17 protein-coding genes are annotated in these 15,911 nt (G+C 29.9%); 3 read left to right on the top strand and 14 right to left on the bottom strand.

The annotated features are described in order from the left end of the window. Positions 1-15: 15 nt before the first annotated feature. Positions 16-672 carry a hypothetical protein gene (locus T434_RS0101920; RefSeq protein ID WP_026399667.1) on the top strand — a complete coding sequence of 219 codons (657 nt, stop codon included), beginning with the start codon at positions 16-18 and terminating at the stop codon, positions 670-672. 22 nt (positions 673-694) lie between these two features. On the opposite strand, the gene mscL is transcribed toward T434_RS0101920, so the two are convergent. From mscL to T434_RS06520, 4 genes are read right to left on the bottom strand one after another with little or no spacing between them, the layout of a single operon-like run. Then, positions 695-1,237: a large conductance mechanosensitive channel protein MscL gene (gene mscL, locus T434_RS0101915; protein WP_245588314.1), complete on the bottom strand. Its 543-nt coding sequence runs from the start codon at positions 1,235-1,237 to the stop codon at positions 695-697. Then, positions 1,222-1,863 (bottom strand): HAD family hydrolase, encoded by a 642-nt coding sequence (locus tag T434_RS06530; protein ID WP_051614315.1) that lies wholly within the window; start codon positions 1,861-1,863, stop codon positions 1,222-1,224. Before T434_RS06530 ends, mscL begins: the two co-directional genes overlap by 16 nt. 8 nt (positions 1,864-1,871) lie before the next feature. Continuing rightward, positions 1,872-2,315 (bottom strand): 23S rRNA (pseudouridine(1915)-N(3))-methyltransferase RlmH, encoded by a 444-nt coding sequence (locus tag T434_RS06525; RefSeq protein WP_035358093.1) that lies wholly within the window; start codon positions 2,313-2,315, stop codon positions 1,872-1,874. Then, entirely contained in the window at positions 2,312-3,079 is a 768-nt protein-coding gene (locus T434_RS06520; protein ID WP_162150616.1) for an MBL fold metallo-hydrolase, read from the bottom strand. Before T434_RS06520 ends, T434_RS06525 begins: the two co-directional genes overlap by 4 nt. 174 nt (positions 3,080-3,253) lie before the next feature. Here T434_RS06520 and T434_RS0101895 point away from each other — a divergent pair, with 174 nt between their 5' ends. Then, positions 3,254-6,529, top strand: coding sequence for a hypothetical protein (locus T434_RS0101895; protein ID WP_026399665.1), 3,276 nt, complete (start codon positions 3,254-3,256; stop codon positions 6,527-6,529). Positions 6,530-6,627: 98 nt separating this feature from the next. Here T434_RS0101895 and T434_RS0101890 read toward each other — a convergent pair whose 3' ends face one another. Genes T434_RS0101890 through T434_RS0101880 form a run of 3 tightly spaced genes read right to left on the bottom strand, consistent with a single transcriptional unit; the run spans position 6,628 to position 9,546 of the window. Continuing rightward, positions 6,628-7,527, bottom strand: a complete 900-nt coding sequence (locus T434_RS0101890) for an HD domain-containing protein (protein WP_051614312.1) — start codon at positions 7,525-7,527, stop codon at positions 6,628-6,630. 2 nt (positions 7,528-7,529) lie between these two features. Further along, the gene (locus tag T434_RS0101885; protein ID WP_026399663.1) at positions 7,530-8,684 is read right to left on the bottom strand and encodes a CCA tRNA nucleotidyltransferase; all 1,155 of its coding nucleotides are present in this window, start codon (positions 8,682-8,684) and stop codon (positions 7,530-7,532) included. 10 nt (positions 8,685-8,694) lie between these two features. Further along, entirely contained in the window at positions 8,695-9,546 is an 852-nt protein-coding gene (locus T434_RS0101880; protein ID WP_026399662.1) for a DegV family protein, read from the bottom strand. 113 nt (positions 9,547-9,659) lie between these two features. Between T434_RS0101880 and T434_RS07390 the strand changes: the two genes are divergently transcribed. Next, positions 9,660-10,268, top strand: coding sequence for an IMPACT family protein (locus tag T434_RS07390; RefSeq protein ID WP_051614311.1), 609 nt, complete (start codon positions 9,660-9,662; stop codon positions 10,266-10,268). On the opposite strand, the gene T434_RS07635 is transcribed toward T434_RS07390, so the two are convergent. The 7 genes from T434_RS07635 to prfA all read right to left on the bottom strand — a co-directional run bounded on the left by T434_RS07635 (position 10,233) and on the right by prfA (position 15,900). Beyond that, positions 10,233-10,448, bottom strand: a complete 216-nt coding sequence (locus T434_RS07635; RefSeq protein WP_026399661.1) for a DUF1146 family protein — start codon at positions 10,446-10,448, stop codon at positions 10,233-10,235. The genes T434_RS07390 and T434_RS07635 overlap by 36 nt on opposite strands. After that, a complete protein-coding gene (upp, locus tag T434_RS0101865; RefSeq protein WP_026399660.1) occupies positions 10,448-11,074 on the bottom strand; it encodes a uracil phosphoribosyltransferase in 627 nt (208 codons plus the stop codon). Before upp ends, T434_RS07635 begins: the two co-directional genes overlap by 1 nt. Beyond that, complete coding sequence (rpiB, locus tag T434_RS0101860; RefSeq protein WP_026399659.1) at positions 11,074-11,517, bottom strand: ribose 5-phosphate isomerase B; 444 nt, start codon at positions 11,515-11,517, stop codon at positions 11,074-11,076. Before rpiB ends, upp begins: the two co-directional genes overlap by 1 nt. A gap of 49 nt (positions 11,518-11,566) precedes the next feature. After that, positions 11,567-13,375 (bottom strand): translational GTPase TypA, encoded by a 1,809-nt coding sequence (gene typA, locus T434_RS0101855; protein WP_026399658.1) that lies wholly within the window; start codon positions 13,373-13,375, stop codon positions 11,567-11,569. 68 nt (positions 13,376-13,443) lie between these two features. Continuing rightward, positions 13,444-13,998 (bottom strand): L-threonylcarbamoyladenylate synthase, encoded by a 555-nt coding sequence (locus T434_RS06510; RefSeq protein ID WP_162150615.1) that lies wholly within the window; start codon positions 13,996-13,998, stop codon positions 13,444-13,446. Then, on the bottom strand, positions 13,985-14,839 hold the full coding sequence (prmC, locus tag T434_RS0101845; RefSeq protein ID WP_051614309.1) for a peptide chain release factor N(5)-glutamine methyltransferase: 855 nt from the start codon (positions 14,837-14,839) through the stop codon (positions 13,985-13,987). Before prmC ends, T434_RS06510 begins: the two co-directional genes overlap by 14 nt. Then, positions 14,836-15,900 carry a peptide chain release factor 1 gene (gene prfA, locus T434_RS0101840; RefSeq protein ID WP_162150614.1) on the bottom strand — a complete coding sequence of 355 codons (1,065 nt, stop codon included), beginning with the start codon at positions 15,898-15,900 and terminating at the stop codon, positions 14,836-14,838. The genes prmC and prfA overlap by 4 nt, the downstream gene beginning before the upstream one ends. Positions 15,901-15,911: the final 11 nt, after the last annotated feature.

Genomic DNA, 15,911 nt, shown 5'->3' with positions numbered 1-15,911 from the left:
AATAGGAGAATAATAATGCCCTATAAAAGATTACTCATGATTTTCTTTTCTCTTGTTTCATATATTTTAATTTCTATTGGAATTCATTTTGGGTATCATTTACCGGAAACGTATTTGGGATTTTTATTTGGTATTATTTTATTTGTAATTGCTATACCTTTACATATATTCGGTAATAAAAATACACTTTTTTATGCGTTTTCTATTCTACTAACAAGTTTCGGTGTTGGTTTAATTCTAACTTCTTATTACAGTACTGTTGAGAATCAACTTAAATTGGTTGATTATGTTGTAGCAATTACTATATCAATTACGACACTTACTATATTTTCTTTTATTACTTCTTTTACAGTTATTAAGAAATATTCTAAAATCATTCTAATTTTTACAATTCCTATATTATTTATAATTACTTTAATCGTTTGGTTAAACAGTGATATTTTTACTGGTTTAACATTTTACTTTTTTAACATCATATATTTTCATATGATTTGTGTTGTTACAGCAAGTGAAGATATTAAAGATTTATTACGCGAAATGTCTTTATCTATGTTTGGTTCGTTTATATTAATTAGTATTATTGTTATCATTATTCTCTCAGAAGGTGAAGCTTTAGAAGGTATTGGTAATTCAATTGATATTCCAATTTCTAGAAAGAAAAAGAGAAAATAAAAATCTCCGCATGGAGATTTTTTTATTCGTCTTTTTTATTTTTTAAAAGATCTCTAATTTCAGTTAATAATTGGATATCTTCTGGAATAATCGGTGTTTCAACCACTACTTCGTTTAGTTCTTCTTGAGCTTTTTGCTTAGCTAGTTCTTCTTCAATTAATTGTTCTTCCATTTGTCTTCTGCGAATAATAAAGAACAATGCAGCATAAATAACTAATGCAATGATTAAAAACTCTAAAACGATTTGAATGAATTGGCCATAACGAATGTATACATCACTAAATTGTTGAACGCCATCTACTACTAACGGTTCACCAGCATCCGTTAATAGAGGAGTTCTATGAATTAACACTTTAAGATCATTAAAATGTACACCACCTAAAAGTACACCAATAGGTGGTAAGATAATATCGTTAACTAAACTTGTAACGATTTTACCAAAAGCACCACCAATGATAACACCAATAGCCATATCAACAACATTACCTTTAGTTATGAATGATTTAAATCCTTCAATAAAGCCCATAAGTTTTCTTCTTTTAGAAACTTTTACCTTTTTTCCCATATATTTAATATCTCCTTTTTTAAGTTTTTAAATGAATGAATTATATAGGGGTGATCCCAACGATTATGATTTTGATGCCCTTTACTATAAAGAATAGCCTCAGCACCAATAGATTTTGCTACTTCTAAATCATGATCGGTATCACCTATCATTATAATATGATTTATATCTAAATTGTTTAATTTAACGTAGTTTTTTGCAATATCGACTTTGCTTTTAGCATGAACATCTGAAGTACCTAATATATCATCAAATAAATGTTCAATTTTGTAGTTTTTAAGTTGCTCTTTTAAGTTATTGATTTCAGATGCTGAAAGACATACAATTTTAAAACCACTTTGTCTTAAATCCATAATTGACTCAACCAAATAGTCATGTAATTTCAAATGCATGCTTCTTGGTTGATATTCTTCAATAAATCGCTTTGCTAAAACATCAAAAGGCTTTTTATTAAAGTCAAAACCTGCTTTAATATAATAATCTTTTATTGGGAAACCAAAAATATCTAAATATCTTTCTTTTGTTACAGTTGGTAATCCTTCTTCTTGTAACATCTTATTTAAAATTTCAAATGTTAAATCTAAATCATCTAATATTGTTCCATTAAAATCAAAAAATATTGTCATTGTTTTACTCACTTATGATATGGATGTTTTTTTAATATTTGTTGTGCTCTATAAATTTGCTCAATTAAGATTAATCTCATTAATTGATGAGGGAAAGTCATTTTTGAAAAACTTAAAAGTAATTGTGATCTTTTTTTAACTTCATCACTTAAACCGTATGATCCTCCAATAATAAATGTGATTCTAGATGTTTGATGTGTATTTACTTTATCTAAATATTGACTAAATTCAATACTATCCATCGTCTTACCTTCAATAGCAAGCGATACAACGTGTTCATCCTTTTGAATTTTAGATAATATTTGTTTACCTTCTTTTTCTATACCGTTTGAATCATCAATATCTGGAATTTCAATAATTTCAACTTGACCCATTTGTTTTGTATAATTTTCAATCAAATTAACAAGAGATTTTTCTTTAATTTTGCCAACTGTAATTACTTTTATTCTCATATTTTTATACCTGGTAAAGCTTCTTGTGAAGCGTAATAAACATCTAATAATAACGGATTATAAAATTTATCAACTATCATTTTTTCAACTTCTAAAATGGTATTACAATCCTCACTCATATGAGCAACTACCCATACTGTTTTCTTTGTTACGATTTTATTTAAAACTTTAATTGCATCTTCATTTGATAAATGTCCTTTTTCACCTAAAATACGATGTTTTAAAGAAAAAGGTCGTTTGGAAGTTAACAACATGTGAGGATCGTGATTTGATTCAAGAATATATAAATCCGCCCCCTTAAGTACTTCAATATATGATTCGTCAACATATCCAGTATCGGTTAACAAAACTATTTTTTTATGATTTTCTTCAAATATGAAACCGGTTGGTTCATTTGCATCATGACTTAATAAAATTGGTGTAACTTTTAATCCGAAAAATAAAAATGGTTGATCTGGTTCAATAATCGTCTTTTCAATGATGAGTTCTTTAATCTCGTCATTTAATGCATCGTAAGTACCTTTAGAAAGAATAACTTGTCTGATAATACCTAATTTTAACAGCGATTTAAGTCCAGATATATGGTCTAAATGTTCATGTGTAAGAAACAATGTATCTACTTCTCTAACATTTTCTCCATAAGCATTCATTTTAGAAATCATGTTTTTTATACTTATTCCAGCATCTATAAAAAATCGCTTATTTTGAGTTTTAATATAAGTCATGTTTCCTTTTGATCCAGATGCCAGTACAAATGTCTCCATAAAATCACCTATAGTTATTGTAACACAATATATTTTACTTGTAACTTTTTTTCAACCTATGATATTTATATCATTATATATTCATAAAGTGGTGAAAGTTATTGCATTAAATAGTAAAAAATGCTATATTATATATGCTGTATTTTAAACACATTTAAGGAGTGAACGCAGACTATGAATATATTAAAAACATTTTTATCCGCTAAAAAAATCGCTATTTTTTTATTAGCATTTATTTTTGCGGTAACACTTGTTGCATGTGGTGAACAATCTGGTACACCTTACGGCTCAATAAGTGCAGAAAAAACATACTTAAAAATTGGTGATTATGAAGTTTCCCAAAAAAGATTATACGACCAATTGAGAACATCTTCTGTAGCAAGATTAAACAGCTACATTGAAGAGTTAGTTTTCAGTGACGTTGATATTAATGCCGCTGGAGAAGACTTCAAGATTGAAGCATATGAACAAGAATTAAGTACAGCATTATTCAGTTCATCAATCACCCCATCTACTATTGGCAGTATGTCATCACGTACAATTGCCCAAAGCATATTATCTTATGCTGATTCATTTGCAATTACAAATCCTGGAGTCAACCAAACATTACTTGTTGAATTTCTAGAAAAAGTTATTGATGACGTTATTGCTAGAGTCAATGCTGTTGATTTTGATGAAAAAGATGATTTCAGATATGGATTCTTTGATAAAGAAGCATATCCAGCTTATACATCAATCATTGAAGCATTAGAAAAACAATATAAACTTGCTGTATTAAAGAAAGTTTATGCTGTTACTGAAAGAGGAGATTATGTTAATGGAGAATTCACAGGCGATTTAGCTAACGAGGATTCATCAATCTACGTAAAAGAATCTGATATCGTAACATATTATCAAAATAATGTTGCTGGACGTTATGATGTTACAGCGTTAATCATCCCATTCACTTCTGTTAGAGAACATGAATTAGCAAGATATAAATACGCTATTAAATCTAACTCACGTGGCGAATGGTTTGAAATTCCTAACATTTCAAAACAATCTGTTATTGATGAAATTAAAGCAGGTAACTATTTAGATACTGATCCATTAGGAAAAGCTAAGAAAATCTTAACTTCACCTGTTGGAACAAGTGCTGATAGTGGTTTAGGTTATACATTAGACAACTTAAAACCAATTGATTATAGATCTGAAGAATTTGCTACTTACTATTCTAAATATACAATCAACTCAACAGTTGATAAATCATTAGATGATTCAGCAGAAAACAACCTTGTATTATTCTACTTCTTAAGTATCTATGATGATTTAAATGGTACAAATTATGCACCAGAATCTCTAGATAACATTAATGAATTAGCAGTTGGTGAATCAAGAAGAACATTAATCGAAGAAGCTTTCAAGTTATCTTATGATTCAAACATCTTCAAAAACAACGCTGAATTACGTAGTTATGTATATGGATTAGATAAAGAATCATTATACTACTCAACAAAAAATGAACCAAATGAAGATGGTGTTACATTTGGTAAACCATATTCAAGACAAGTTCAAACATTTAATTCTGTTCAATATTTAGTTTACTTATTAGATGATAATCGCGAAGCTGATGACGATGTTTTAGATGAATCAGATCCATTAGAAATCGTATTCGCTGAAAACGATCATGCTCAAGAAGTTCGTTTAGAAACTATTAAAAAATTAGTTGATTCTAAATTAACTGCTTCTTACATTTCTTCTAAAGCAAGCGATAAAAAAGATAATACAGAAATTAACATCTATGACCCAATCATTCGTGACATTTATGCTAACTCATATACTTATAAAGGTTCATATGGTTTCTTAAATAATGATGTTCTTGCTAAAGTTGGCGACAAAGAAATTACAGTTGATGAATTCTTTGAAAGAATTGAACCAACATTAGGATTATCTTCTGCTCTTGATCTAATCTTCATGGATAAATTACGTGAAATGTACAAAGATGAAATCAATGATGCTAAGATGGCTGAATTCAGAGAACAATTTGAAAACCAATATGTTAACCCATTCTTAGCAAATGGTTATGAAACTGCTGGATTCCCAGCAAGTATGGGATTAGAAAAGTTCTTATTATTAGGCTTTGGAGCTTGGGCTCGAGATGGTAAGAGTTCAACTTACGATGCTATTGATAAGATTTATGTTCAAACTGAATTAAGAACATTATTTGAAGAAGATTTAACTAAACACTTCCCAAATAATACTGCTGACAACAACATTTACAAGAAGTTAGCTGAATTAGCTAATAAACAAACTGTAAATGAAATTGGTGTTACAGCTTCTCACTTATTAATCTATGTTGACTTTAATAATGATGGTTCACCTGATAAACCAACTGATGCATTAATTGCTGAACAAAACTTCGAGGGTATTTCAACACTTGAAGATTTTGAAAAAGAAGTTCAAAAATTAGTTAATATCATTGTTAACCGTGTGAAGAGTTCACAAAACAAGATTGATTCAACATTATCAACTCTTGCCAATAACTACACAAGTTCATCACGTTACACAGAAACACCTAACGATTTCCCTCAATTTGCTGATGAACAAGAAATCTTAGACTACATTGCTACATTAACACCTGAACAAGTATTAGAATTCATTCGTGTTTATAATAAGAATGACGAGTTTGTTCCATTCAAACGCTTAGGTATTAAAGTAATGTATGAATCATTAGGTGAAATCACAAATCAAAGAAACTTCCCATCTAATACAACTTCTTCTTCATTAGATGAAAAGTTCTTAGATTATGCATTAAAACTTGGTTCATACTTAAAAGATATGATCGAAGAAAATAATATCGACAATAAGAATGAAGTTCTTCCTGTATTCGCTCCATTATTAACAATTGCTGATGGTGAAGATGTTGCATTCTCATTAGAAAAATCTCGTACAGCATTTGGATGGCATTTAATCTTAGTAACTGATGTTACATTAAATGTATCTGCTGAAGTATTAGATAATGCCGAAGAAGGTAAATATGATTCTAAAATTGAAAACCCATATGCTGAAGGTCAATTCTTAACAGCATTAAATGATTCTAAATACTTATCATGGGAACAAATCTTAATTCATATTGAAGAATCTAAGACTGAAGAAGGCGTTGTAACATTACCTACTGATGTTAAAACAGCTATCAGCAAGTACTTCACTCCAGTTCAAACTGCTTATAACAGTTCATACTCACAATTAGAAATTGCTTTCAGACTTGTATTTGGTGACAACGTTCAAATTACAAATGATGCAACTCTAAATGAAAGATTACAAATCTTAAGAAATGCAAACTTCAATCAATTCTTTGGATATTCATACTTCGATGGATATACAGGAAATGGATCAACCATTTATGACAGAGCATTTAATCATGAATATGCTGCTGTATATGGTGATTGGTTTGATATCTTAAACGGTTAATTATCAACAAATAAACCCTATATCTTACGGTATAGGGTTTTTATTTTTGTAAAAATCTAATAAATAAAAAATCAGAACCTTGGGTTCTGATTATATTTTTATAATTTCGGCTTATAAAACTTCATTTTATCTAGAACTGCTATAGCTTGTGTGAATTCGCCTGGTTCTATTTTTTCTAATTCATCTCCAAGTTCTCGGAATTTAGAATCCATTGTGTCAACGAACCACAATAATAGTGCTTCAGCAGTTTGAGGTTTTTTAGGAGATCCAAATGTTAATTGCCCATGGTGAGAAAGAATTAAATGTTTTAATAATAAAACTTCTTCTGTATCTTGATATCCTAATTTTAAAGCTGACATTTCGACCTCAATTGATCCCATAACTAAATGACCGATGAGTACACCTTCTTTTGTATATTCACCATCAACACCTGTCATTTCATCAATTTTGCTGATATCATGAAGAATTGTTGCTGCATAAAGTAAATCTTTATTTAAATATGTATACACATTTAACATTGGTTCAATAAGTTTTAACATCGTTAAAGTATGATAACTTAATCCACCAACATATGCATGATGAAATTTTGTCGCAGCTGGGTGTAAATAATATTTATCTTCAAACTTTTGATAAATGTCTTTTGTAATGTCTTTTAAAACTTTGTTATCAATGCGATTTAAATATGATTCAATACCTTTTTTTATTTCACTAATTGGAATTGGTGCATAATCATAAAAACTATTCCAAAACTCCGTTAATTTTTCTTTGGAAAAGCCTGCATCTTCAACTGTCATATATTTAAGTGCACGATAGTTTAACACATCTTCTCTATAAAACTCTTCCACATCAAATACATATACTTTACCAATTTGAAGATCTTTTTCATCTACCAAATCAAGTTTAATATTTGCACGTGTTTTATCTTCTAAAATGATTGTTGTATTTGAAAAGTGTGCACCTTTATTAATAGATTCAATTTTACCAATTATTTTCATCATAATTATACTTCCATACTTTCCAAATGTTTAAGCAATGCTGCTTTTTCATTTTTAACTTTTTTAGAAAGAACATCATTAACTAATGCTTTTTTAAGTTTCCCCAACCAAAGTCCTGGCTTTTTATTGTAATAAGTCATAATTTCTTGACTAGTTAATGCCAAATCAAGTTCTGATTTGATTGGTAATTTTTGATAAGCATTTTCAATATCATTTTCTGTATATCTACTTTTACCTAAGAACGTATTCGCTTTATTGGCTAAGATAGATATTTCTAAACCATATTCATATAAATCATGTGGCGTGATGAAATCTTTAGTCTTCATTGAAAGAATAACGGCCTTCTGATACATATTTTTATGATAATTAGAAAAAGGCCAATATTCAGGAACAATACCTTGATTAAGAATAAATGATACAACAAAAAACGGGTCAACAAACGGTAGTTTATCTAATTTTGATATGTAGTTAATACCATTTTTTAATCCTGGTAATACTTCATCAATTTGAGTTTCAATCATTGTTTCTAATGCTAATTTTAAATATGGTCCTTTTAATGTTTTAATAAGTTCATTAAATACACGTTCTCTTGATATTTCTTTAATTAAAAATCTAGAGTCTTTCATTGCTTGTTTTGTTTCTTCATCAATTCTAAATCCTAATTTAGATTGAAAGTATAACGCTCTTAATATTCGTAATGCGTCTTCATTAAAACGATCATATGGATTTCCAATCGTGCGTATCACTTCATGTTTGATATCTTCTAATCCACCAACATGATCATAGATTCGTTCGTTTTCATCCATTAATAATCCGTTGATTGTAAAATCACGACGTAATACATCATCTTTAACATTATCCGAATATATGACTGAATCTGGATGTCTAAAATCTTTTGTTGGTCCATCTAGTCTAAATGTTGTAATTTCAAATTGACTATCTTCAAACTCAACTGTAACTGTACCATATTTTAATCCAGTTGGTACGCTATTAAAATGTCTCATAACATCTGTTGGTTTTGCTTTTGTGGTGATATCAATATCGATTGGTTCTTTTTTCATTATAAAATCTCGAACCGCTCCACCAACAATGTATGATTCATATCCTTTTTTCTTTAATGCTTTAATTAAATTTTTAGCTTTTTGAAAGCTCAAAGCCATCAACTCATTTCTATTCTTGTAAAAATACACCAATACCTACAACATCAGGTCCAATGTGAGCACCAATGACTGGTGTTGATGGTGCTTTATATAAATTTTTTAATCCTAATTCAAATTCTAATATGTTTTCAAAATATCCTAATAACTCAGGATTTCCAGCATATACGATATGTGCATAGAACTTTTTATCTTTAGTAAAATGTTTGATATAATCCGCAATGCTTTTTAATGCTACTTTAATGTTTCTTGTCTTATCTATAGATACAATCTTACCTTCTTCATTAACCTGTAAAATTGGTTTAACTTTTAAGAGTTTTCCAAAAAAAGCTTTAGCACCTGTTAAACGACCGTTATTAACTAATTGAGTTAAGTCATCAACAGCAAAGAAAATTGTATTATGATCTCTTAAAAAATTTAATCGTTCTAAAACTTCTTCTAAGGATTTACCTTCTTTAAACATCTTATCAGCTTCTAATGCAAAATACCCCTCAGAAAAACATACCGTTTTTGTATCAAAAACAGTAACCTTTAGTTTATCTTCAATGAGTTGTGCAGCTTGAAGCGCTGAATTATATGTTCCAGATAATTCTTTTGATAATGTTGTAATAAATGCTTGTTCATAACCTTGTTCAACAAGTGATTCAAAATAAGTTAATATTTCACCTACCGAAGGTTGACTTGTTTTTGGAACCCAAGATGGATTTTCTCTTAATTTTTGATAGAACACATCAGCAGTAATATCTTTACCATCCAAGAGTTCTTTATCTCCATCAAGTAACTTGATGCGGATGATATCAATATCATGATTTTCCTGATAATAATCAAGACATGATGTTGATGTAGAAGCAACCTTTACTTTCATGTTTTCTCTTTCTCCTTATTGATATATATGACATCACTATAATATTATATCAAATTTCATGTTATTTTATATCTCATAATGTAATTATGATATACTAATTTTAGGTGAATTTTATGATATATTTAAATGAGACTGTTGAAAATGAGATTGTTATAGAGCGTTCAGAATTTATTACCATATTAACACCTATCAATTCTCTTGATGAAATGTCTGAAATCTTAAAACAAATAAAAAAGCGATATCCAAAAGCAACCCATTATTGTACTGCATATGTATTTAAAGATACTCAAGGTTCAAATGATGATGGTGAACCTTCTGGTACTGCAGGTGTCCCAATTTTAGAAATGTTAAATCAATTTCAAGTGAAAAATGTATTTGCAGTTGTTGTTAGATATTTTGGTGGCATTAAACTTGGTGCTGGTGGTTTAATACGTGCATATGCAAAATCTGCCAAAGAAGCTTTAAAACTTGGAAAATATTCTATTTTAAAAAAAGCTCATTTATATCAAGTTAAATTTACTTATGACAAAATACATGATATTGATACATTCTTTAATGACTACATTATTCAAAAAGAATTCTTAGAAGATGTTATCTATGATTTAAGATTTTTCGATGATGAGTCTATGCTTGATAAATATCGATATTTATTCAAAGACATAAAAGAAAATGGAACTAAAGAAATATTAGTTCCATGGGAAAATATGAATCACATCGATTAAGAATTTAGCGAGTAAATACCCAACTAAAATACTTATGATTAGATATGCCGCCTTAATTTCAAATAGGCGGTATTTTTTAAATATACGTTCAATTTCGATTGATTGTAAGATTCTAAATGTTACAACAAAACCTGCTGCAAATACTGTCCAAAATACTACGTAAATAAATATATCAAACATTATTTAGTACCAAATAATCGATCGCCACAGTCGCCCAATCCAGGAACAATGTAGCCATCCTCATTAAGTTTTTCATCCATTGCAGCAAGATATATTGGTACATCAGGATGTTCATGTTGAAGACGATTAACACCTTCAGGACATCCAACTAAACCTACGAAACGAACGTCTGTTGCACCTTTTTCTTTTAATACTTTAATAGCGTAACTTGCAGAACCTCCTGTAGCTAACATCGGGTCAACAACAATAACAACGCCACTTTTTATTTCGTTAGGAAACTTTGCATAGTATGCAATAGGTTCTAACGTATTCTCGTCTCGATAAACACCAATATGACCTATTTTAGCTGATGGTATAATATTATGAATACTTTCTACCATCCCTAATCCAGCTCTAAGAATTGGAATAATAACCACATCTTTTTTTAATTGATAAGCTGTCATTTTTGTTAGAGGTGTTTCTATTTCTTTTGGAACCAACTCTAAATCTTTTGTCATTTCATAAGTGATTAATGCACCAACTTCACCAACACTTTCTCTAAATGTTTTTGTTGGTGTATTTTTATCACGAATAATTGACATTTTGTGATCAATTAAAGGATGTTTCAAGACTACAAGTTTTTTCATTAGTTTTTTACCTTTTCAATCTCAGCAATTTTTTCTATACGCGTTTCATGACGAGACTCACGATGTGCTTTAATGAATGTATCAACAATTAATTTAGCTTCTTCTAATGGTGTTGTACGTTCACCAATACAAATAATATTTGCATGGTTATGCTCTTTAGCAAGTCTTGCAGTTAATTCATCATAAACTAAAGCAGCACGAATACCTCTTACCTTATTTGCTGCAATACTCATACCAATACCTGTACCACAAATTAAAATACCAAATTCAACATCTTGTTTCACGACATGTTTTGATACGATTAATGCATAATCAGGATAATCAACTCGATCAACTGAAAAAGTACCATAATCAACAACTTCATGTCCTTTTTCAGTTAAAAATCCTATTAGAGATTTCTTTAAATTGAAACCTGCGTGATCAGATCCTATACCTATTTTCATCTTTTATCCGCCTTTCTTTTATTTATTATATCATAAATAAAGTTAATTCTTATTCAGCCATTGAATCTATTTTATTTTGTCTTTTTCGATCAATTGCTTTTAAATAAATTTTACGAAGACGTATGCTTTTTGGCGTTACTTCAACATACTCATCATCATCAATAAAATCTAAGCAGGCTTCTAAACTCATTTCAATAGGACGCTTTAAAACAACTGTTTGGTCTTTAGTTGCAGAACGCATATTCGTTAACTTTTTCTCTTGAACAACATTAACAACCATATCAGTTTCTTTATTGTTAATACCAACAATCATACCTTCATAAACGTGTTCTCTAGGTTCAACAAAGAAATCTCCACGATCTTCTAAATGAAATAATGCATATGCTGTTGTATAACCTTCAGACATTGAAATCATTGCACCACGTTTACGACTTAAACTTAAATCTTGAATATAAGGTTCATAACCTAAAAAGATATGAGATAATACACCAAATCCTTTAGTGACTGTTAAAAAGTCAGTCATAAAACCTATTAATCCACGGCTTGGCATATGATAGACTAATCTTGTTTCATTCATGCCATTTTCGATTTTAATTAATCTACCCTTTTTGCTACCTAATAGTTCCATCGCACTTCCTACATGCTCATTTGGAACATCTGCTGTAACTTCTTCATATGGCTCTGATAAAACACCATCATTTTCTTTTAAAATAACTTTAGGACGTGAAACTAAAAACTCAAATCCTTCACGGCGCATTGTTTCGATTAAAATACTTAAGTGTAATTCACCACGACCTGAAACTAACCATGCTTCTTCACCTTGTTTACGAACAACTTTTAAAGAAACGTCTTTTAATGTTTCTTTCATTAAGCGTTCTTCAAGTTTCGTAGGTGTGACAAACTTACCTTCTTTACCAGCAAATGGTGAATTATTCGTTAAAAACATCATTTGAACGGTAGGTTCATCAACATGAATTAACGGTAACGTTTCAGTTGAATTAATTTCAGTAATTGTATCACCAACATGAATATCTGATAATCCCGCTAAGGCAACAATATCGCCTGAATGTGCTTCGCTAATTTCTTCTTTAGAAAATCCATTATATCTATATAATTTTTGAATTCTAAAGTTTTCAGTAGATCCATCTGAACGAATAACTTTCGCCATATCATTCACATGAATTGTTCCACGAAATACTTTACCGATACCCATACGACCAACAAAGTCGTTATAATCAATAAGTGATGGTTGGAATAATAAGATACCATCTTCTATTTTAGGACCTGGTATATAGTTTACGATTGTATCCAATAAAGCTTTCATATCTGAAACTTCACTAATGTCTTCTGTAAGTGATGCTAATCCTGATAAACCTGATGCATAAATAATTGGGAATTCTAATTGTTCTTCACTAGCGCCTAAATCAATAAATAAATCAAAGACTTGGTTTACAACACGTCTTGGATCAGCAAACGGTCTATCCATTTTATTAATAACAACAATTGGTTTTAGATCTGCTTCTAAAGCTTTTCTTAAAACAAATTTTGTTTGAGGCATAACACCATCTTTAGCATCAACTAATAAAATGACACCATCCACTAAACGCATAATACGCTCTACTTCGCCACCAAAGTCAGCATGACCTGGAGTATCTAAAATATTAATTCGATAATCACCATATGTGACAGATGTAGCTTTTGCAAGAATCGTGATACCACGTTCTTGTTCAATTTCATTTGAGTCCATAGAACTAATTTTCACATTATCTTTAATTTTTGATTGACGAATAATTTGGTCAACCAATGTAGTCTTTCCATGGTCTACGTGTGCAATAATTGCAACATTTCTTATTTTCATTTTTTTACCTTCTTTTTTTAAAGCCTTAATTATTTTATCATATCCATGATAATATGCATAAAAAAAACTCATTTGGATAGAGTTTTTTTTATGTCTTCAACGGAAATGTTGCCAATTCTTATAATTTCATACGGATTTTTGGCAAGATTTATCACGGTTGATGATACTTCGCTCATCGGTTCTTCATTAGTATAGATTTCATCAACTAAATGATGATACTTATCATAAATAGCTTGATAATCATTCATTGGTGGTTCACCACTTTGATTGACAGAAGTTGTCTTCATTGGGCCATATTGATTAAGTATTTGGATTGCTTTTGGGTGATTTGGCATACGAAGTCCAATTGTTTTATCACCTGTTAACTGATAAAACTTTTCATTAGCTGAAACGATAATTGTTAAAGCACCAGGCCAATAAGCTTGCGCAAGTTTATATGCTTCTTCACTTAATTCAACAAAGTCTTTCACTTGGTCTAAACTACTTACTAAAATTTGAAGTGGTTTATTAAAATCTCTGCCTTTAATTTCATATATTTTTTTTACACCTTCGTGATTTAAAAAGTGTGTACCAATACCATAAACGGTATCGGTTGGGAAAATGAGTATTTTATTTTTGTCCATTTTTGCTACCGACAACAACAAAGGTCATACGATCTTTTTGTTGCATATCCTTCTTTTGAATAATCTTTGCATCATTAAAATACTTTAATGCGATATGCTTTATAGCCTCACTTTGCTGATACCCATGCTCAAATGCAATAATTGAGAAATCTTTCATATATTCTTTTGCTGAACTTAATATAATTTCGTATGGTTCAACACCTGTTTTTCCACCATATAAGGCGATATTTGGTTCTTTTTGAACAGTAATCCCAACTTCTTCGCTTTCTGGGATATATGGAGGATTTGCAACGATAATATCAAACTTACCCTCAATTTGTTTAAACCAATCCGATTGAATAAATTTGACATTTGCTTCTAATACTAAACTATTTTCCTTAGCTACTTTTAATGCATCTAGTGATATATCTGATGCAACAACATTCATGTTTGGCTCTTCTTTGGCTAGTGTGATTGCAATTGCACCACTACCTGTACCTAAATCTAGTACATCAATCTTTTTTTCACTAAAATATTCATCATATAGATATAAAACTTCTTCAGTTAATTCCTCAGTTTCTCTTCTTGGGATTAAAACATCATCATTTACGATAAACTTATATCCAAAAAAGTATGAGAAACCTAAAATATGTTGAATTGGAATTTGTTTATATATATATAATTCTAATTTTTCTTTAATTTCTTCTAATTTTTTAGATTCAATTGTTGTCTTTTGGTTTAGATAAAATTCTGTGTTAGTCAAATCTGATAATTCTAAGACTAACCATTTTACGGCTTCATCTTCCAATCCATTTTCTATAGCAAGTTTACTATAGGTTTTAATTAATTCTTGGTATGTCAAGATTCTTCTCCTTGTAAGAGTTGTTTTTGAAACTCATTAATTAGTGGATCAATAATTAGATCAATGCGCCCTTCCATAATGGCATCTAATCTATTGAGTGTCAATCCAATTCGATGATCTGTAACACGATTCTGTGGATAGTTATATGTTCGTATTTTTTCACTTCTTTCACCACGCCCAGCCAATGCTTTACGGTTAGCACCTTCTTTTTCTAGTTGCTCTTGTAAAAGTTTATCATAAATTCTTGTGACTAATAATTTATAGGCGCGCTCTTTATTTTCATGTTGACTTCGTTCTTCTTGAGATTGAACAACTATACCTGTTGGGATATGTGTTAAACGAACTGCACTATATGTTGTATTGACACTTTGTCCACCTGCACCTGATGAGTTAAATGTGTCAAAACGAATATCTTCCCATTTAACATCATATTCAATTTCGTCTTGTTCAGGTAATACTAAGACAACTGCTGTTGATGTATGAACTCTACCTTGAGATTCTGTTGCTGGTACTCTTTGTACACGATGTACCCCAGATTCATATTTTAAGTATGAATAAACATTTTTACCTGAAATTTGGAATTCAATGGATGTAAAGCCACCTTGTGTTCCAGCAGATGCATTAATTAATGAAATCTTCCAACCTTTAGCTTCTGCAAGTTTTGAATACATTCTAAATAAATCACCTGCAAATATGTTTGCTTCATCGCCACCTGCAGCACCTTTAATTTCCATAATGACGTCTTTTTCATCATTTGGATCTTTTGGTAATAATAATATTTTGATACGCTCTTCTAAATCACTTAACTTATGTTCTAATGTTTTATATTCTTCTTTTAAAACATCAAGCATTGAATTATCTTCTTCTAATTCCATAAGTTCTTCAACATCTTTTAATTCTTTGGTAAGTTTTTGATGTTCAACATACGCTTCAGCTTGATCTTCTAAAGAGCTAGCTTCTTTCATAAGTTTGGTATATTCTTTAACTTCTAATTCACCAGAAGATAATTTTTCTTGAATTTTATCATATCGTTCTTTAATTAATTTTAATCGATCTAACATATATATTCTCC

Source organism: Acholeplasma equifetale ATCC 29724 (genome assembly GCF_000687735.1).
GTDB classification, from domain to species: Bacteria; Bacillota_I; Bacilli_A; order Acholeplasmatales; family Acholeplasmataceae; genus Acholeplasma; species Acholeplasma equifetale.
The sequence above is the reverse complement of the archived record's forward strand: the minus strand, read 5'-3'. Positions and strand labels throughout refer to the sequence as shown.